Here is a 17,573-nt window from a genome sequence, read left to right on the forward strand (position 1 = left end):
CATGGCTTCATCTTCTCAGGAGTTGAAGCCTCCGCGAAACCCGGGGCGGTTCAGTGGTGGCAGTCCCTGTGCGTTCAGAGGCGTCGCCGACGCTTGGTGGTTCGAGTTGATTGAAGGTCCTCAACGCGTTCTAAATATTGCTGGTGTATGCGTCAAATCAGGATGCGACTGCGGGGTGAGGTAGTGATGGCAACCACAGGCTTTAGAAAGAGTGATAGTTAAGAGGAGGAGTTAGGCAATAACGTTGCTACATTTTTGCTAAATTGAATTTATTGAAATTTGTAAGGCCTTGAATTTAAAAGATTATTTTTGATTCTCTTTCCAGTCCATCATCGGCGCAACGCTGAAGCGGCGATTGGGCTCCGGTCGTTTTGTTGCTGGGCTGGATGGTGAGTCTGAGCGCATTTTTTACTGCCTTCGGGTGCTTGAGCGGTGCTGACAATAGCGGTTCGATCCGCCAAGGATGCATGTTCGTGGGCGCTGGCGTCGCGCCAAGCGGATCGGACGGCATTTTATCAGGAAAGCCGGCGCAGGGAGAGCAGGGCGCGGCGGCGTTGCAACCGCGCAGCATCATTCAGCTATCACTGTCCGTAAAGGAGTCACCTCCTTACAATGCGAGCCTTTTCGCAAAAGCTCAGTGTTTATGACGTCTCTGATCCGTTCGTTAGTGGTACTGCTGTTTACCTGCTCCTATGCATTTGCCGATGCGCCTGCCAGTTTCTCTGCGGCGAAAGCCGTGGCCAAGCAAAGAATATTCTTTGACCAACTAGCCGTGGATCAGGGGGATTTGTACTGCGGTTGCCGCTGGGATTGGGTGGGGCGCTCGGGCGGCCGTGTTGATGCCCGTTCCTGCGGGTATGAGACCCGAGCCCAGCAAACTCGGGCCGAGCGTATTGAGTGGGAGCACATTGTACCGGCCTGGGTGTTTGGTCATCAGCGCCAGTGCTGGCAGAACGGTGGCCGGGCCAACTGCGTGGCGAATGATGCGCTGTTCCGGGTGATGGAAGCCGATCTATTCAATCTGTATCCGGCGGTGGGCGAAGTGAATGGCGACCGCAGCAACTATCAGTATGCGATGGTGGGCGGGGCGCCTGTGCAATATGGCGCCTGCATGTCAAAGGTCGACTTTCGGGCACGCTCGGCTGAGCCGCGGGACGAAGTCAAAGGGTTGGTCGCTCGGGTGCATTTTTACATGTATGACCGCTACGGGCTGACGATGGCTCGTCAGCAGCAGCAACTGCTGATGGCGTGGGATCGGCAGTATCCGGTGACGGACTGGGAACGTGAGTGGAGTGATCGTACGGCGCGGGTGATGGGGCACGAGAACCCCTTCGTGACCGGTGCTGCGGTCTGGACGCGAGGTTACAAGCCGTCTCGCGCGGGGTTGATGCTTTCCAATCCGGGTACAGCGAGCGTCGCAACGGTCAGCGATGGCGCAATTATTGGTAACCGAAACAGTCGGGTGTACCACCTGCCGGAAGGGTGCCCAAGCTATGGTAGTGTCGCGGCGCGCAATCAGGTGCATTTCCAAACCGAGGCTGCCGCACAAGCCGCGGGATTTAGAAAGGCAGGCAATTGCCGGGATTGATCGCTGCGCAGGCGCTACGCGCCAAGGCGGGCTGTCTCAATAGAGCCAGCCCCGCCCCGGCGGGAATTACGGCTCGGCGCAGCTATTTGGGGAACAACGCGGTCACGATCAGTCGCGCACCTAACCCCTCTGGACCGTTCTCTGTGCTGTCGACCCAGTAACGTAGGCCTGCGCCGAAACTGAAAAGCTGCCCCCCTATGGGAACCACCTTGGAGACGACAAAGTTGACCGGCACCGCGCTGTCGTTGTTCTCCCAGTCGCGAGTAGCCTCGCTGTTCAACGTGTAGGTCACCGCAGACGGGGTGGTGTAGCTGGCGAAGGGCTGAATGAAGGTGGTGTTGATGTCGGTATCCCGGCCTGCATCGGCGACATCGACCAGATGATTGAACAGCATGCCAATGGTCCATGGGCCGCTCTGGCGCAGTGCAACGCCTGTTGGGCCGGCAGCCCAGGTGTCGGCGGTCAGCTCATCTTCGGAGCCAGTAGGCAACAGGAACACTGGACCGGCGCCCCAGATCCAGCCGCTGGCGGTCGGCTCCTTGGGCGAGAAAAACAGACTCTGAACGATATCGCCGGTGCCTGTCTGGCTGCCTGCGCCGGGGAAAATGTCGCTTTGGTGGGTGATCGGCAGGATGGTGCGGGAAATTATGTTCCAGTCATCAGTGATGGAGATCGGGACCACTGGCTGGATGTTAAGGGTATGTCGATCGCCATCGTTGTCAGGGCCAATGTTGTGGTCGTAGTTGTACTGGAACGGCACGCTGATCAGAGCGGCGACGGGGTTGCTCAGCGACTTGGCGAGGTCTTCGGCACTCTGCTGGGCCATCAGGTCGAGCGGCGTGCAGAGCAGCAGGGTGGCTATCGACGTTGCATAGACGGGGTATTTCATTAACGGTCCTCTTCCTTGGGCACCTATGGCCGGTATTCCGTCAAGCGTAGCGGAGCGCTCTGCATTCGTCATGGCGGTAATCCTCTTTACTCTCGATGTTTACCATTCATCCCGTTGATGGCGTTGTGATCACGTCAGGCCTAGTGCTATTCGACCGCCCCCTTGATCGTCCAGACTGCCTCTAAAATGCGTTCCAGAGGCGTTCAGCCTGCCAAGCAGCAAGGCGCTACAACAATAGAGAGGTCAGTCCATGCAACAGCCACAACAAGCCAAGAATGCCTGGCGGGTGCTCTTTCTGTTATTTCTGGCGAACATGTTCAACTTTTTCGATCGAACCATCCCGGCGATTATCATTGAGCCGTTGCGCATGGAGTGGGATCTCAGTGACTTTCAGCTGGGGCTCGGGGGTACCGCGTTTACCGTAATTTATGCGCTGGCTGGCATCCAGCTTGGGCGCATGGCCGATATTGGTTCGCGGCGCAAGATCATGGGCTGGGGCCTTGCGGTATGGAGCGGTTTTACCGCGCTGACCGGTGCTACCTGGAATTTCTGGAGCTTCCTGATCATTCGCATGGGAGTGGGTGTAGGGGAGGCGAGCTACGCGCCGGCGGCCAACTCATTGATCGGAGATCTGTTTCCTGCGCACAAGCGGGCTCGCGCCATGGGGATCTTCATGCTGGGGCTGCCGCTTGGTCTGCTGTTGGCGTTCTTTACGGTCGGGGCGATGGTGGAAGCGTTCGACAGCTGGCGAGCGCCCTTCTTCATCGCTGCCGTACCCGGGTTGGTGCTTGCGGTGTTTATCTTCTTGATCAAGGAGCCGGCACGCGGCGCCGCTGAGGTAGTCAGGACGAGCAGCGCGCCGGTCGACCAGCCGATCCGCAAAATTTTTGCCGTGCGCACGTTCTGGTGGCTAACGCTGGCTGGCCTGGCTTATAACTTTGCGTCGTATGCGTGTAGCTCGTTCATGGTGCCGATGCTGCAACGCTACTTTCATCTGTCGCTGCAGCAAGCAGCGGTGTCGACAGGTGTCATCGTTGGGGTGACCGGTTTGATTGGCTTGACTACCGGTGGCTGGATTGCTGACAAGGTGCATCAACGCTGGGCTACCGGTCGCTTGATGTTCGGAGCAATCAGCATGCTGATCTCCGCGTTGGCTACTGGTTATGCGCTGTTGGCAGGTGAAATCGAGATCGGTGTCTTTATTGGGATCTTCGCCTTTGGCTGGTTGTTCTCCTACAACTATTTCACCAGTGTTTACACGGCGATTCAGGATGTAATCGAGCCGCGTTTACGCGGCACGGCGGTAGCGCTCTTTTTCGCCTGCTTGTATCTGCTGGGAGGGGCTCTGGGGCCGGTTGTCGTGGGCTTGCTGTCGGATCATTTCGCCGAAGCTGCGCGTGTCGCTGCCGGTGCTGCGGAGATGAGCGAGGTGTTCAAGGCGCAGGGCTTGCATGATGCAATGATCTCCATTCCTGTCGCGTTGCTGGCGGCGATGGCAGCCCTGTTAGTCGGTGCACGGTACTTTGTTGCCGATGCGAAAAAGATGGAGGCAACGATGACCTCTGATGCGCAACTGGTGGATGACAGCGACGAGGCAGTTGCTCCAGCCTGACCTCCAGAGGCAGCAATAAAAAACCCGGCATTTGCCGGGTTTTTTATTGCTGCCAGTACAGAGTTACTGCTGGCCTTTCTCAAGGAACTCAGGTACCAGCTCCGACATGTTGAAGCTCTTGGCGGCCTGTACCGGCGGGTAGTCGGCCAGAGACTTCAGGTGGGCACCAAGTAGTTCACCCATCGGTGCCATCTGCCAGGAAACCTTCTGCAGCAGGTGACCATAGGCGTCGACGGTGTCATAGCTCTCGAACGGGTCCATGCGCAGGTTGAACACCATGGGTGCGGTGCGGCCGACCACGTTGTCGTAATAGTCTTCCTTGAGCGAGAAGTGCCACTTCCATTGGCCCATGCGTACTGCGGTCAGGTTCGACTCGTAGTAGTAGATCTCGGTATTACGCGCGGAGTGATCGGATTCGCCAGTCCAGTACGGAACATTGTTGATGCCGTCGATGTACTGCTTCTTCTCATTCATGACTTGAGCCGCGACGTCCTCAACGCCAGCAGCGGTAGCCAGGCTGGTGAACATGTCCTGGTGATCCTGGATGCCGTTGAGGATGATGCCCGGCTGGATCTTGCCCGGCCATTTGAGCAGCGAGATAACCCGTACGCCGCCTTCGTAGGTGGTCATCTTCTCGCCACGGAACGGGGTGGTTGCACCGTGCGGCCAGGAGTTGTGCTCGGGGCCGTTGTCGGTCGAGTACCAGACGATGGTGTTGTCCTCCAGGCCGGAGTCCTTGAGAAACTGCAGTACCACACCAATGTCGTGGTCATGCTGCAGCATGCCAGAGCCGTGCAGGTCAGCTTCACTGGTGAAGTTCTCGGCCGCATAGCGCCACTCATCATTCAGGCGGGTGTACACGTGCATGCGGGTCGAATTCAGCCAGACGAAGAAGGGTTTGTTTGCCTCCTGGGCTCTCTTCATGAAGTCGATGGCCAGAGGAGTAACTTCGCCGCCGTCAAAGTCTTTCATGCGCTCCTGGGTGAGCGGGCCGGTATCTTCGATGGTCTGTCGGCCAACCACGCCGAACCGGGGATCCTCGGTGCGGTCGTTTTTGTCGGAGGCGTAGGAATGAATGACTCCGCGCGCTCCAAACTTCTTGCGATACTCCTCTGCACCGCCTGGATAGGCGTTGGCAAAGTTCTGGTAGTCGCGCTGCTCTTCCTCCTCCATCACGTTCAGGTGATAGAGAATGCCGAAGAACTCGTCAAAACCGTGTGCGGTAGGGAGGTGCGCGTTGCGGTCGCCCATGTGGCTCTTGCCGAACAGGGCGGTGGCATAGCCTTCGCCTTTCAATACTTCCGCCAGGCTGGGTGACTTGTCGCTCCAGCCCAGTGCATCGCCGGGCTGGCCGACGGTAGTCATGCCGGAGCGAATCGGGAACTGACCCGTGATGAATGCAGCGCGGCCCGCGGTGCAGGAGGGTTGCGCGTAGTGGTCGGTGAAACGCACGCCCTGCATGCCAATGCTGTCAATGTTGGGGGTGGTGTAACCCATGGTTCCCATCCCATAGGCGCTGACGTTCTGCCAGCCGATGTCATCACCCCAGATGACCAGGATATTGGGCTTGCTGTCTGCCGCCTGCGCCCCGGTAGCGCAGACTAGTACTGCAGCGGCGAGCAGGCTGCGGGTTTTTGAACGGGTGTCCATGTGTGCTTCCTCGTAAATGACAGTCCATCGTCCCGCGCCGTACAACGTTCATCGGGCGAGCGTGGGAATCAGTCTAGACAAGGATTTTGCCGGCCGCGCTGACTTAGAGCACTTTTTGCAGGGCGTCGAGCAGATTGCTGACCTTGGTCAGGGTCTCCTGATATTCGGCATCCAGCTCGGAGTCGGCAACGATGCCGCCGCCGCCCCAGCAGTAGATCTGCCCCTCTTGGCAGACGAGGCTGCGGATGGCGATATTGAAGTCCATCTGGCCCTCGCAGCCGAGGTAGCCGACGCTGCCGCAATAGAGACTGCGACGCACGGGTTCCAGTTCTTCGATGATCTGCATGGCGCGAATCTTTGGTGCGCCAGTGATTGATCCGCCGGGGAATGCGCGCATCAGCAGGTCTATAGCGTCGCAATCACTGCGCAGCTGGCCGGTAATGCTGCTCACCAGATGGTGCACGTTCGGATAGCTTTCCAGGCTGAACAGCTCTGGCACTCGGATGCTGCCCGGCTCGCAGCTGCGGCCCAGATCATTGCGTAGCAAATCGACAATCATCAGGTTTTCGGCACGATCCTTCGCGCAGCCTTGCAGTTCAGCAGCTAAGGCTTCGTCTTGGGCCGGCGTCTGCCCGCGCGGTCGGGTGCCTTTGATCGGCCGGGTCTCGACGCGGCCGTTCTGGACTTCGATAAAGCGTTCCGGCGACAGGCTGAGCAGGGCGCCGCCGGCGGTTTCCAGATAGGCGGAAAACGGCGTTGGACTGCGCTCGCGCAGGGCCGCGTAGGCGGTCAGAGGATCGCCGCAGTAGCGGCTGCTGAAGCGTTGCGCGAGGTTGATCTGATAGCAGTCGCCAGCGTGAATGTAGTGTTGGATACGCGAAAACGCAGCGGCGTATTGCCCTTTGTCCTGTTCGGCGACAAAGGGCGCAGCCAGTTCAAAACCGTCTTGTGGTGGAGTGGCCTGATCGAGTTGCGCAATCAGCCGCTGCCGGCGTTCGGCGCTGACCTGTGGGTGGAATACCATCCAGCAGCGCTGAGTTTGATGATCGCTGACCAGGCACCAGTCATACAGGCCGAAGCTCAGATTCGGCAGGCCGATGTCGTGACGGGCGCTGCTGGGCAGGGTTTCCAGTTGGCGGCCGTAGTCGTAGGCCAGATAGCCCACCAGTCCGGAGCCGAACGGGAGCTGCAGGCCGTCAGGCCAGCGGGCAGGGCCAAGCTGTTGCAGCGCGGCGCGCATGAGCTGCTGTACGACTTCAGCGGGTTGGTCGTCGGTAATCTGCAGCAGCGGCCCCGCGCACAGCAGACTGTAGCGCCCGAGCTGGCTGCGCTGGTCGGCCGAGTCGAGCAGTACCGGTGCGCCCAGCTCCCGGACTGCATTGAGTCGCGGGACTGGGTTGGCCTGATAGCTGAGCGGGTGAAGCTGATACTCGGGAAGGGTGCCGGTCATGCGTTGCTGGCGTTCGCCTCTTCGCTGGACAACGGGGCGTCCAGCAGCTTGGCAAAATGCTTCTGGGAGAAGGCTACACGTTCTTCGACGGACTCTTCGCGGCCTTCTTTCTTGAGTTGCGCGATGTGCCGTTCGACGATGTGGGCGCGGGTGGTCAAGCCCGCGTCATTGGCGATCTGAATGTTCAGGCCGGGGCGCGCATTGAGCTCCAGAATCAGCGGGCCCTTGTCCTGGTCCAGTACCAGATCGACGCCGATGTAGCCGAGGCCGGACAGCTCGTAGCAGGAGGCAGCGAGACGCATGAAGCCGTTCCAGTCCGGCAGCTGTACGCCGTCCACCTCGTTGGTGGTGTCTGGATGCTTGCTGATGATCTTGTTCAGCCATGTGCCTTTCAGGGTGATGCCCGTTGCCAGATCCACGCCAACGCCGATGGCCCCCTGGTGCAGGTTGGCCTTGCCGCCAGATTGGCGGGTCGGCAGACGCAGCATGGCCATGACCGGGTAGCCCATCAGGCAAATGATGCGGATGTCCGGCACACCTTCGTAGCTGATGCTTTTGAAAATCTGATCCGGGGTGACTCGGTACTCAATCAGTACGCGATCACGGTGACCGCCCAGCGAGTACAGGCCGGACAGAATGCTGGAGATGTGGTGGCCGATCTCGTCACGGCTGATGATCTTGCCAGAGACGGTCCTGTACATGCCCTCAAAGCGGTCGGCGATGACGATGATGCCGTCACCGCCGGCGCCCTGCGCCGGCTTGATCACAAAGTCGCGGTGCTCGGCGACGATGCTGTCGAAGGTGTCGAAGTCCTTCTCGGTCTCGATAATGCCGTACAGCTCCGGTACGTGAATGCCGGCGGCAATGGCGCGCTCCTTGGTCAGGATCTTGTCGTCCACCACCGGATACAGGTGCCGCTTGTTGTACTTGAGCACGTAGTCGGCGTTGCGGCGGTTGATGCCCATCACACCGGCGTCGGATAGCGCTTTCCAGGTTTTCCAGAAGAACATGTCGTTTCCTCAGCTCTTGGTCAGCGCCTTGAAGCGCACCAGTTCGGTGAGGCGGTAACCGCGGTAGCGACCCATTGCCAGCATGAAAGCTACCAGGATCAGCAGCACTGCCGGGAAGGTAAATACGAAGTAGGTCAGCTCCGGAATGGTCATCAGCAGGTGCGCCAGTGTTGCCGCGATCAAGGTGCCAACGGCCGCCTTGAGTGACTGCGCGCCACCGCGCTCTTCCCAGGTAATGGACAGGCGCTCGATGGTCATGGTCAGAATCACCATCGGGAACAGCGACACGGCCAGAGCCTTTTCCATGCCCAGCTTGTGGCTAAACAGGCTGATGGCGGCGATGACTAGCACCACGAAGGTCAATACCACTGACAGGCGCGGCAGCATCTGCAACTTGAGGTGTTCGAGGTAAGAGCGCAGTGACAGACCCAGGGCGGTGATCAGAGTGAACAGCGCAATACCCCAGCCGAGCTCGGTCTCGCGGAAGGCGAGGGCGATCAGCACGGGGGTAAACGTACCCAGGGTCTGCATGCCGATCAGGTTGCGCAGAATCAGGATCACCAGCACGCCAACCGGGATCATGATCATGACCTGGTAGACGCGCTGGGCCTGCAGCGGCAGGCCATACAGGGAGTATTCCAGCAGCGCCGATGCGCTGTTCTGGGTAGTCAGCTTGGCCAGGCGCAGGGCGTTCATTTCACTGTTGCTGACAGTCAGGGTGACGTTCGCCTGACGACCGCCTTCCAGAGCCAGCAGCGGATCACTGCCAGTCCACCAGACCAGACGGTTGTCGGGGATGCCCTGTTGCCCGGTCTCCGGGTGGAAATACAGCCAGCGCTCGCCGTTGTAGCTGCGCAGCCAGAGTTCAGGCGTCTGGGCTTCGGTGTTTTCCAGGCGGATGGTGTGAACCAGCTCCAGCGGGATGCGCGCGTTGGACAGCAGCAGATCGATGACCCGGGCCTTGTCCATCGCAGAGGTACCACCGGCGAGCAGCAGCTTGACGTTGTCGTCAGTGATGTCGTTGACCCGGCGGATAGTTTCGCTGATGAAGGTTTCGATATCAGCCGAGTGCTGCCGAATTGGGTTGATCAGCGCGTCGGCAGCAACCTGTTCCGGGCCTTCGAGCTGGATCGGTTGTGGCGGTGGCGGCGGTGCGGCCTTGGCCTGCTCCTCGCTGTAGCGCTTGGTCAGTACCAGGCGGTAGTAAAGCGTCTGGGTGCCGCTGGCGCGACGAGACGACCAGGTCACGCGGCGGTTGCTTTTCTGGTTGTTGATGCTGACGCCGTAGTTGTTGGAGATAAAGCTCTCGTTCAGGCTGACGTAGTCCTGATTGAGCGGTGGAATAAAGAACTGCGCCTTGATCGGCGTGCCGGGTGCTGCGCGAAACTCCACTTTTGCGTCCAGACTCCAGATGTCGTCGGTTTCATCCTCGGTAACCGGGATATCGAGGACATAGATCTGGTAGCCGGTAATGAGTACGCCAAGGGCAACAAGCGTAGCGATCAGGATCTTCAGGTGCAGATTTATTGATTGCATAGTTATCTCAACAACTGTTGTAGGTCGGCCTGACTGTGGGGCACTCCGGCAGGCGCGGCAGGCTGGCGGCATCTTAGCATGCGCGCACGGCGCCTCGTAGATACCCCGCAGAGCCTTTTTTTCGGCCCATCGGCAGACCTGCACGACGCCGAGGGGTTCCCCTGACGTTGCTGACAATCGCTGCACGAATCGGCTGTTTCAGCATAGATCAAAGCCCGTTATTTGGTGGATTGTTGACAATCTAGTGTTTTTAGGCGCAAAATCTCGCCTGTTTTCAACCCCGTGAATAGGATTGTAGACAATTGGTTGATGCCACTCTTGAGTCGCCCGCCCAGACCCTGTCCGACGGTGCCTTTGAACGCATTCAGGCAGCGATCGTCAAAGGCGAGATCGCGCCCGGCACGCGTATCAGCGAGCAATACCTGTCCACTACCTTTGGTATCGGTCGCGGCCCTCTGCGTGAGGCGATCCGCCGCCTGGAAGGTCGGCGGCTGGTGGTGCGCATTCCCCATGCCGGGGTGCGAGTGGTGTCGCTGGACTACGCTGAGCTGATCGAGCTGTATCACGTGCGAGAGGCGTTGGAAGGCATGGCGTGTCGTCTGGCTGCACAGAACATGACCGACGAGGAGATCGCCGCGCTGCGCGATGTGCTCGCCATGCATGAGCAACACAGCGGGCTCAAGGCCAACAAGTCCTACTATCAGCAAGAAGGCGATCTGGATATCCACTATCTGATCGTGCAGGGGAGCAAGAATCGCACCCTGAGTCACATGCTCTGCGATGAGCTCTACCAGCTGGTGCGCATGTACCGCTACCGCTTCTCTACTACCCCTAAACGGCCAAAACAGGCCTTTGCCGAGCACCACAATATTATTCAGGCCATTGCTGATCGCGATGGCGAGCTGGCGGAAATGCTGATGCGCCGTCATATCAGCGCATCACGCCGCAACATCGAGCGTCGACTGCAGGAGCAGGGCGATGCTGTCACTTCCTCAGGAGGAACAGTCTGATGTCGAAAACCCCGGGTAAACGTTTCCGCGAAGCACTCGCCGCCGAAAGTCCGCTGCAGATTATCGGTGCCATTAACGCCAACCACGCGCTGCTGGCCAAGCGCGCCGGTTTCCAGGCTATCTACCTGTCGGGTGGCGGTGTGGCCGCCGGTTCGCTGGGTCTGCCGGATCTGGGTATCAACACTCTGGAAGATGTGCTGATCGACGTGCGTCGCATCACTGACGTTTGCGACCTGCCGCTGCTGGTCGACATCGACACCGGCTTTGGCCCTAGCGCGTTCAACATTGAGCGTACCGTCAAGAGCCTGATCAAGGCAGGCGCAGCGGCTGCCCACATCGAAGACCAGGTCGGCGCCAAGCGCTGCGGCCACCGTCCGGGCAAGGAAATCGTCTCCACCGAAGAGATGGTCAACCGCATCAAGGCGGCAGTCGATGCCAGGACCGATCCGGACTTCTTCCTGATCGCCCGTACCGATGCCATCCAGGCCGAAGGTGTCGATGCGGCCATCGAGCGCTGCAAGGCCTACGTTGAAGCAGGCGCCGACGGCATCTTCGCTGAAGCCGCCTACGATCTGCCGACCTACGAGCGTTTCGTGAAAGAGCTGAATGTACCGATCCTGGCCAACATCACCGAGTTCGGCGCTACGCCGCTGTTTACCCGTGACGAGCTGGCTTCGGTTGGTGTTGCGATTCAGCTGTACCCGCTGTCTGCCTTCCGTGCTGCCAACAAGGCTGCCGAGAATGTGTACAACGCCATTCGCACCGAAGGCCACCAGCAGAACGTGATTGACACCATGCAGACACGTGCCGAGCTTTACGATCGCATCGGTTACCACGCGTTCGAGCAGAAGCTGGACGCCCTGTTCGCTGCCGGCAAGAAGTAAGCACCGGTATTGGCCCCGCGCTGGCGGGGCCGTCATTCATTTATATAAGAACGATCCGTGAGGAGACCAACGCATGACGTCCAACACCGAGACCCCGACTTTCAAGCCGAAGAAGTCTGTCGCCCTGAGCGGCACGGCTGCCGGCAACACCGCGCTGTGCACCGTCGGTCGCAGCGGTAACGATCTGCATTACCGTGGCTACGACATCCTGGATGTCGCCACCACCTGCGAATTCGAAGAAATCGCCCACCTGCTGGTCCACGGCAAGCTGCCGACTATCGCCGAACTGGCTGGCTACAAGGCCAAGCTCAAAGCCCTGCGCGGCCTGCCTGCTGCGGTTATGGCTGCGCTTGAGCAGCTGCCGCCGTCTGCCCACCCGATGGACGTGATGCGTACCGGTGTCTCCGTTCTGGGTTGTGTGTCTCCGGAGAAGGATGATCACAACCACCCGGGCGCCCGTGACATTGCCGACAAGCTGATGGCTTCTTTCGGCTCCATGCTGCTGTACTGGTACCACTTCAGCCACAACGGCAAGCGCATCAACGTTGAGACCGACGATGACTCCATCGGTGGTCACTTCCTGCACCTGCTGCACGGCGAGAAGCCGCGTGAGTCCTGGGTTCGTGCCATGCACACCAGCCTCAACCTGTACGCCGAGCACGAGTTCAACGCCTCTACCTTCACCAGCCGTGTTATCGCCGGTACCGGTTCCGACATGCACTCGTGCATCGCCGGTGCCATCGGCGCACTGCGCGGTCCGAAGCACGGCGGCGCCAACGAAGTCGCCTTCGAGATCCAGAAGCGCTACGACAACCCGGATGAGGCTGAGGCCGACATCCGTGCCCGCGTCGAGAAGAAGGAAGTTGTGATCGGCTTCGGTCACCCGGTTTACACCGTCTCCGACCCGCGCAACAAGGTGATCAAGGAAGTCGCTCGCCAGCTGTCTGCCGAGCAGAACAACACCAAGATGTATGACATCGCCGAGCGCCTGGAAAGCGTGATGTGGGAAATCAAGAAGATGTTCCCCAACCTCGACTGGTTCAGCGCCGTGAGCTACCACATGATGGGCGTGCCCACCGCGATGTTCACTCCGTTGTTCGTGATTGCTCGCACCGCTGGCTGGTCCAGCCACGTGATCGAGCAACGTATCGACGGCAAGATTATTCGTCCGAGCGCCAACTACGTTGGCCCAGAAGATGTGCCGTTCGTGGCACTCAAGGATCGCAAGTAAGATGAATACCCAATTCCGCAAAGCCCTGCCGGGTACCCAGCTGGATTACTTCGACGCCAAAGAGGCGGTTGAAGCGATCCAGGCCGGTGCCTGGGCCAAGCTGCCCTATACCTCCCGCGTTCTGGCTGAACAGCTGGTGCGTCGTTGCGATCCGGCAGACCTGACCGCCTCCCTGGAGCAGCTGGTTTACCGCAAGCGCGATCTGGACTTCCCCTGGTATCCGGCGCGCGTGGTGTGCCACGACATTCTCGGTCAGACTGCGCTGGTCGACCTCGCTGGCCTGCGTGACGCCATCGCCGAGAAGGGTGGTGACCCGTCCAAGGTCAACCCGGTGGTGCCGACTCAGCTGATCGTTGACCACTCGCTGGCCGTTGAAGCGCCCGGTTTCGACCCGGATGCGTTCGAGAAGAACCGCGCCATCGAAGATCGTCGTAACGAAGACCGCTTCCACTTCATCGAGTGGACCAAGACCGCGTTCAAGAACGTCGACGTGATCCCGGCCGGGAACGGCATCATGCACCAGATCAACCTGGAGAAGATGAGCCCAGTGATTCAGGCGCGCGGCGGTGTTGCTTTCCCCGATACCTGCGTCGGTACCGACTCGCACACGCCGCACGTTGACGCTCTGGGCGTTATCGCTATCGGTGTCGGTGGTCTGGAAGCCGAGACCGTCATGCTGGGCCATCCGTCGATGATGCGCCTGCCCGATATCGTCGGTGTCGAGTTGACCGGCAAGCGTCAGCCGGGCATCACCGCGACCGACATCGTTCTGGCGCTGACCGAGTTCCTGCGTCAGGAGCGTGTGGTCGGTGCCTACGTCGAGTTTTTCGGCGAGGGCGCAGACAGCCTGACCATCGGTGACCGTGCGACCATCTCCAACATGTGCCCCGAGTACGGTGCCACCGCCTCGATGTTCTACATCGACGGCCAAACCATCGACTACCTCAAGCTGACTGGTCGCGAGCCCGAGCAGGTGGCGTTGGTCGAGACCTACGCCAAGGAGCTGGGTCTGTGGAGTGATGCGCTGAAGACCGCCGAGTACGAGCGCGTGCTGCGCTTCGATCTGGGCAGTGTCGTGCGTAACATGGCTGGCCCGTCAAACCCGCACCGTCGCCTGCCAACCTCGGCGCTGGCCGAGCGTGGCATTTCCGACGAAGCCAAGTGGGAAGCCGGCAAGGGTGAAGAAGCCCAGGGCCTGATGCCCGATGGCGCGGTGATCATCGCCGCCATCACCAGCTGCACCAACACCTCTAACCCGCGCAACGTGGTGGCCGCCGGTTTGCTGGCCAAGAAAGCCAACGATCTGGGTCTAGTCCGCAAGCCGTGGGTGAAAAGCTCCTTTGCGCCGGGTTCCAAGGTTGCCAAGCTGTACCTTGAGGAAGCAGGTCTGCTGCCGGAGCTGGAGAAGCTGGGCTTCGGTATCGTTGCCTACGCCTGCACCACCTGTAACGGTATGTCCGGTGCGCTGGATCCAAAGATCCAGCAGGAAATCATCGACCGTGACCTGTACGCCACTGCGGTGCTGTCCGGTAACCGTAACTTCGACGGCCGTATCCACCCGTACGCCAAGCAGGCGTTCCTGGCGTCGCCGCCGCTGGTTGTGGCTTACGCCATCGCCGGTACCGTGCGCTTCGACATCGAGCAGGACGTGCTGGGCACTGACAAGGACGGCAATCCGGTCACCCTGAAAGACCTGTGGCCGAGCGACGAAGAGATCGACGCCATCGTGGCCTCCAGCGTCAAGCCGGAGCAGTTCCGGCAGATCTATATCCCGATGTTCGATCTGGGCAGCGTGCAGGAAGCCGAAAGCCCGCTGTACGACTGGCGCCCGATGTCTACCTACATCCGTCGTCCGCCGTACTGGGAAGGCGCGCTGGCTGGTGAGCGTACCCTCAAGGGCATGCGTCCTCTGGCGATCCTGCCGGACAACATCACCACCGATCACCTGTCGCCGTCCAACGCGATTCTGATGAACTCGGCGGCGGGTGAGTACCTGCACAAGATGGGCCTGCCGGAGGAGGACTTCAACTCCTACGCAACCCACCGTGGTGACCACCTGACCGCGCAGCGCGCGACCTTCGCCAACCCGCAACTGGTCAACGAAATGGCCGTGGTGGATGGTGAAGTGAAGAAGGGCTCGCTGGCCCGGGTTGAGCCGGAAGGCCAGGTCATGCGCATGTGGGAAGCGATCGAAACCTACATGAACCGCAAACAGAACCTGATCATCATCGCCGGTGCCGACTACGGTCAGGGCTCCTCCCGTGACTGGGCGGCCAAGGGCGTGCGCCTGGCGGGGGTTGAAGTGATCGTGGCCGAAGGCTTCGAGCGCATTCATCGCACTAACCTGGTGGGCATGGGTGTGCTGCCGGTCGAGTTCAAGCCGGGTACTACTCGCCTGACGCTGGGGCTGGACGGTACTGAGACCTATGACATCAAGGGAGAAGTATCGCCGCGCTGCGATCTGACCCTGGTGATCAATCGCCGCAATGGTGAAGTGGTAGAGGTGCCGGTCACCTGTCGCCTGGATACCGCTGCCGATGTCAGCGTGTACAAGGCTGGCGGTGTGCTGCAGCGCTTCGCCAAGGACTTCCTTGAGTCAGAGCAAGGTTGATCCAGTACCGGGGCGCTTGCGCCCCGGTGTTCTTTTCAGGAGACGTTTTCATGGCTCATGCAGCCCAAGTCAAAATTCCCGCTACCTACATTCGTGGCGGTACCAGTAAAGGCGTGTTCTTCCGTCTGCAGGATCTCCCCGAGCGTTGTCAGGTGCCGGGCGAGGCGCGTGACAAACTGTTCATGCGCGTGATCGGCAGCCCCGATCCGTACAGTGCGCATATCGACGGCATGGGTGGCGCCACCTCGTCGACCTCCAAGTGCGTGATTCTGTCGAAAAGCAGCCAGCCCGAGCACGACGTCGATTACCTGTACGGTCAGGTCTCGATCGACAGCGCGTTTGTGGACTGGAGCGGCAACTGCGGCAACCTGTCGACTGCAGCAGGCGCCTTTGCCATTCACGCGGGCCTGGTTGACCCGGCGCGGATTCCCGATAACGGCATCTGCGTGGTCCGCATCTGGCAGGCCAATATCCAGAAGACCATCATCGCCCATGTGCCGATCACCAATGGTGAAGTGCAGGAAACCGGTGATTTCGAGTTGGATGGCGTGACCTTCCCGGCGGCTGAAATCGTGCTGGAGTTCCTTGATCCGTCCGACGACGGCGAAGAGGGCGGCTCGATGTTCCCCACCGGCAATCTGGTCGACGACCTGGAAGTGCCCGGTGTCGGTACCTTCGAGGCGACCATGATCACCGCGGGTATCCCGACCGTGTTCGTCAATGCCGAAGACATCGGCTATCAGGGCACCGAGCTGCGCGAAGACATCAACAGCGATCCGGCCCAGCTGGCACGCTTTGAGCAAATTCGCATCGCCGGCGCGCTGCGTATGGGGTTGATCAAAACCCCGGAAGAAGCCGCCAAGCGTCAGCACACCCCGAAGATTGCCTTCGTGTCGCCGCCCAAGACCTATCAGGCTTCCAGTGGCAAGCAGATCGAGGCATCTGACGTCGACCTGCTGGTGCGCGCCCTGTCCATGGGCAAACTGCACCACGCCATGATGGGTACCTGCGCGGTCGCCATCGGCACCGCAGCAGCCATTCCGGGCACGCTGGTCAACCTGGCTGCCGGTGGTGGTGAGCGCGAAGCGGTGCGCTTTGGTCATCCGTCCGGATCGCTGCGCGTCGGCGCTGAAGCCAAGCAGGTCGACGGTCAGTGGGTCGTTACCAAAGCCATCATGAGCCGCAGTGCGCGGATTCTGATGGAAGGCAACGTTCGGGTACCGGGCGACGCGTTCTGATGTGCTGCTCCCCGTCGCGTGCTAGGCTCGAGCGAGTCTGCTAACGCGGTGGGGAGGAGTGATGAATCTGGATCTGTCGGGCCGGCGTGCGCTGGTCTGTGGTGGTAGTCAGGGGCTGGGTGAGGCGTGCGCCCGGCAACTGGCCGAGCAGGGTGCAGAAGTGGTGTTGCTGGCCCGTTCGCTCGACAAATTGCACGCGGTGCGCGACAGCCTGGTGGCCGAACACGGCCAGCGCCATGCTGTGCTGGCAGTCGATGCCCACGACCGCGCTGCGCTGACGCTTGCGCTGGTTAACGAGCTGGAGCGGGGTGGAGCAATCCACATCTGGCTCAACAACACCGGTGGGCCGGCACCCGGGCGCGCCAGTGACGCCTCACCTGATGCCTATGCCGATGCGCTGACGCAACACATGGTGCACGCGCAGGTCATCCTCAAACACCTGCTGCCCGGTATGCGCGAAGCCGGTTACGGGCGCATTCTTAATGTGCTGTCTACCTCGGTAAAACAACCGTTAAGCAACCTTGGTGTATCCAATACCGTGCGGGCAGCCGTGGCCAACTGGGCCAAGACTCTGGCGAATGAATTAGCCGGTGATGGGATTACCGTCAATAACGTGTTGCCGGGGCTTACGCAGACACCACGGCTGGATAGCTTGATCGCCAATGCAGCCGCCAGTAGTGGGCGCTCGGTTGAACAGGTGGCTAAAGCCATGGCGGCCAGCGTGCCGGTCGGCCGTTTCGCTGAGCCTGCCGAGTTTGCCAATGCGGTCGGTTTTCTGGCTTCGCCCGCAGCAGCCTATATAAGTGGAATCAATCTGCCGGTGGATGGCGGGCGCACCGGCAGTCTCTGATTGGCTGCCTAGAT

14 protein-coding genes are annotated in these 17,573 nt (G+C 60.2%); 8 read left to right on the forward strand and 6 right to left on the reverse strand.

Annotated features, from left to right (window positions below; all coding sequences use genetic code 11):
- Positions 1-295: 295 nt before the first annotated feature.
- Positions 296-574, reverse strand: coding sequence for a hypothetical protein (locus AAFM31_RS01580; RefSeq protein ID WP_341706147.1), 279 nt, complete (start codon positions 572-574; stop codon positions 296-298).
- A gap of 69 nt (positions 575-643) precedes the next feature.
- Between AAFM31_RS01580 and AAFM31_RS01585 the strand changes: the two genes are divergently transcribed.
- Positions 644-1,588, forward strand: a complete 945-nt coding sequence (locus AAFM31_RS01585; RefSeq protein ID WP_341706148.1) for an endonuclease — start codon at positions 644-646, stop codon at positions 1,586-1,588.
- A gap of 82 nt (positions 1,589-1,670) precedes the next feature.
- Here AAFM31_RS01585 and AAFM31_RS01590 read toward each other — a convergent pair whose 3' ends face one another.
- Entirely contained in the window at positions 1,671-2,477 is an 807-nt protein-coding gene (locus tag AAFM31_RS01590; protein WP_341706149.1) for a transporter, read from the reverse strand.
- A gap of 250 nt (positions 2,478-2,727) precedes the next feature.
- Here AAFM31_RS01590 and AAFM31_RS01595 point away from each other — a divergent pair, with 250 nt between their 5' ends.
- The gene (locus AAFM31_RS01595) at positions 2,728-4,089 is read left to right on the forward strand and encodes an MFS transporter (RefSeq protein ID WP_341706150.1); all 1,362 of its coding nucleotides are present in this window, start codon (positions 2,728-2,730) and stop codon (positions 4,087-4,089) included.
- Between the two features lie 63 nt (positions 4,090-4,152).
- Here the strand turns inward: AAFM31_RS01595 and AAFM31_RS01600 are convergent, their stop codons facing one another.
- From AAFM31_RS01600 to AAFM31_RS01615, 4 genes are all read right to left on the reverse strand, one after another.
- On the reverse strand, positions 4,153-5,739 hold the full coding sequence (locus tag AAFM31_RS01600) for an arylsulfatase (protein ID WP_341706151.1): 1,587 nt from the start codon (positions 5,737-5,739) through the stop codon (positions 4,153-4,155).
- 103 nt (positions 5,740-5,842) lie between these two features.
- Positions 5,843-7,189, reverse strand: a complete 1,347-nt coding sequence (pabB, locus tag AAFM31_RS01605) for an aminodeoxychorismate synthase component I (protein WP_341706152.1) — start codon at positions 7,187-7,189, stop codon at positions 5,843-5,845.
- Entirely contained in the window at positions 7,186-8,199 is a 1,014-nt protein-coding gene (locus tag AAFM31_RS01610; RefSeq protein ID WP_341706153.1) for an alpha-L-glutamate ligase-like protein, read from the reverse strand. Before AAFM31_RS01610 ends, pabB begins: the two co-directional genes overlap by 4 nt.
- 9 nt (positions 8,200-8,208) lie before the next feature.
- Positions 8,209-9,735, reverse strand: a complete 1,527-nt coding sequence (locus AAFM31_RS01615; protein ID WP_341706154.1) for an inactive transglutaminase family protein — start codon at positions 9,733-9,735, stop codon at positions 8,209-8,211.
- Positions 9,736-10,037: 302 nt separating this feature from the next.
- Between AAFM31_RS01615 and AAFM31_RS01620 the strand changes: the two genes are divergently transcribed.
- The 6 genes from AAFM31_RS01620 to AAFM31_RS01645 all read left to right on the forward strand — a co-directional run bounded on the left by AAFM31_RS01620 (position 10,038) and on the right by AAFM31_RS01645 (position 17,559).
- The gene (locus AAFM31_RS01620; protein ID WP_341706155.1) at positions 10,038-10,745 is read left to right on the forward strand and encodes a GntR family transcriptional regulator; all 708 of its coding nucleotides are present in this window, start codon (positions 10,038-10,040) and stop codon (positions 10,743-10,745) included.
- Positions 10,745-11,629 carry a methylisocitrate lyase gene (gene prpB / locus AAFM31_RS01625; protein WP_341706156.1) on the forward strand — a complete coding sequence of 295 codons (885 nt, stop codon included), beginning with the start codon at positions 10,745-10,747 and terminating at the stop codon, positions 11,627-11,629. The genes AAFM31_RS01620 and prpB overlap by 1 nt, the downstream gene beginning before the upstream one ends.
- A 73-nt stretch (positions 11,630-11,702) precedes the next feature.
- The gene (prpC, locus tag AAFM31_RS01630) at positions 11,703-12,860 is read left to right on the forward strand and encodes a 2-methylcitrate synthase (protein ID WP_341706157.1); all 1,158 of its coding nucleotides are present in this window, start codon (positions 11,703-11,705) and stop codon (positions 12,858-12,860) included.
- Between the two features lies 1 nt (position 12,861).
- Positions 12,862-15,471, forward strand: a complete 2,610-nt coding sequence (gene acnD, locus AAFM31_RS01635; protein WP_341706158.1) for a Fe/S-dependent 2-methylisocitrate dehydratase AcnD — start codon at positions 12,862-12,864, stop codon at positions 15,469-15,471.
- Positions 15,472-15,521: 50 nt separating this feature from the next.
- Positions 15,522-16,709, forward strand: a complete 1,188-nt coding sequence (prpF, locus tag AAFM31_RS01640) for a 2-methylaconitate cis-trans isomerase PrpF (protein ID WP_341706159.1) — start codon at positions 15,522-15,524, stop codon at positions 16,707-16,709.
- A gap of 61 nt (positions 16,710-16,770) precedes the next feature.
- Entirely contained in the window at positions 16,771-17,559 is a 789-nt protein-coding gene (locus AAFM31_RS01645; RefSeq protein WP_341706160.1) for an SDR family oxidoreductase, read from the forward strand.
- Positions 17,560-17,573: the final 14 nt, after the last annotated feature.

Origin of the sequence: Halopseudomonas sp. (assembly GCF_038130085.1) — a bacterium.
Taxonomy (GTDB): domain Bacteria; phylum Pseudomonadota; class Gammaproteobacteria; order Pseudomonadales; family Pseudomonadaceae; genus Halopseudomonas.

What these genes read in the sequence shown, in the direction of transcription:
- AAFM31_RS01580 (WP_341706147.1), bottom strand. Translation starts at nt 574, where the DNA reads ATGATGCTGCGCGGTTGCAACGCCGCCGCGCCCTGCTCTCCCTGCGCC.
- AAFM31_RS01585 (WP_341706148.1), top strand. Translation starts at nt 644, where the DNA reads ATGACGTCTCTGATCCGTTCGTTAGTGGTACTGCTGTTTACCTGCTCC.
- AAFM31_RS01590 (WP_341706149.1), bottom strand. Translation starts at nt 2,477, where the DNA reads ATGAAATACCCCGTCTATGCAACGTCGATAGCCACCCTGCTGCTCTGC.
- AAFM31_RS01595 (WP_341706150.1), top strand. Translation starts at nt 2,728, where the DNA reads ATGCAACAGCCACAACAAGCCAAGAATGCCTGGCGGGTGCTCTTTCTG.
- AAFM31_RS01600 (WP_341706151.1), bottom strand. Translation starts at nt 5,739, where the DNA reads ATGGACACCCGTTCAAAAACCCGCAGCCTGCTCGCCGCTGCAGTACTA.
- pabB (WP_341706152.1), bottom strand. Translation starts at nt 7,189, where the DNA reads ATGACCGGCACCCTTCCCGAGTATCAGCTTCACCCGCTCAGCTATCAG.
- AAFM31_RS01610 (WP_341706153.1), bottom strand. Translation starts at nt 8,199, where the DNA reads ATGTTCTTCTGGAAAACCTGGAAAGCGCTATCCGACGCCGGTGTGATG.
- AAFM31_RS01615 (WP_341706154.1), bottom strand. Translation starts at nt 9,735, where the DNA reads ATGCAATCAATAAATCTGCACCTGAAGATCCTGATCGCTACGCTTGTT.
- prpB (WP_341706156.1), top strand. Translation starts at nt 10,745, where the DNA reads ATGTCGAAAACCCCGGGTAAACGTTTCCGCGAAGCACTCGCCGCCGAA.
- prpC (WP_341706157.1), top strand. Translation starts at nt 11,703, where the DNA reads ATGACGTCCAACACCGAGACCCCGACTTTCAAGCCGAAGAAGTCTGTC.
- acnD (WP_341706158.1), top strand. Translation starts at nt 12,862, where the DNA reads ATGAATACCCAATTCCGCAAAGCCCTGCCGGGTACCCAGCTGGATTAC.
- prpF (WP_341706159.1), top strand. Translation starts at nt 15,522, where the DNA reads ATGGCTCATGCAGCCCAAGTCAAAATTCCCGCTACCTACATTCGTGGC.
- AAFM31_RS01645 (WP_341706160.1), top strand. Translation starts at nt 16,771, where the DNA reads ATGAATCTGGATCTGTCGGGCCGGCGTGCGCTGGTCTGTGGTGGTAGT.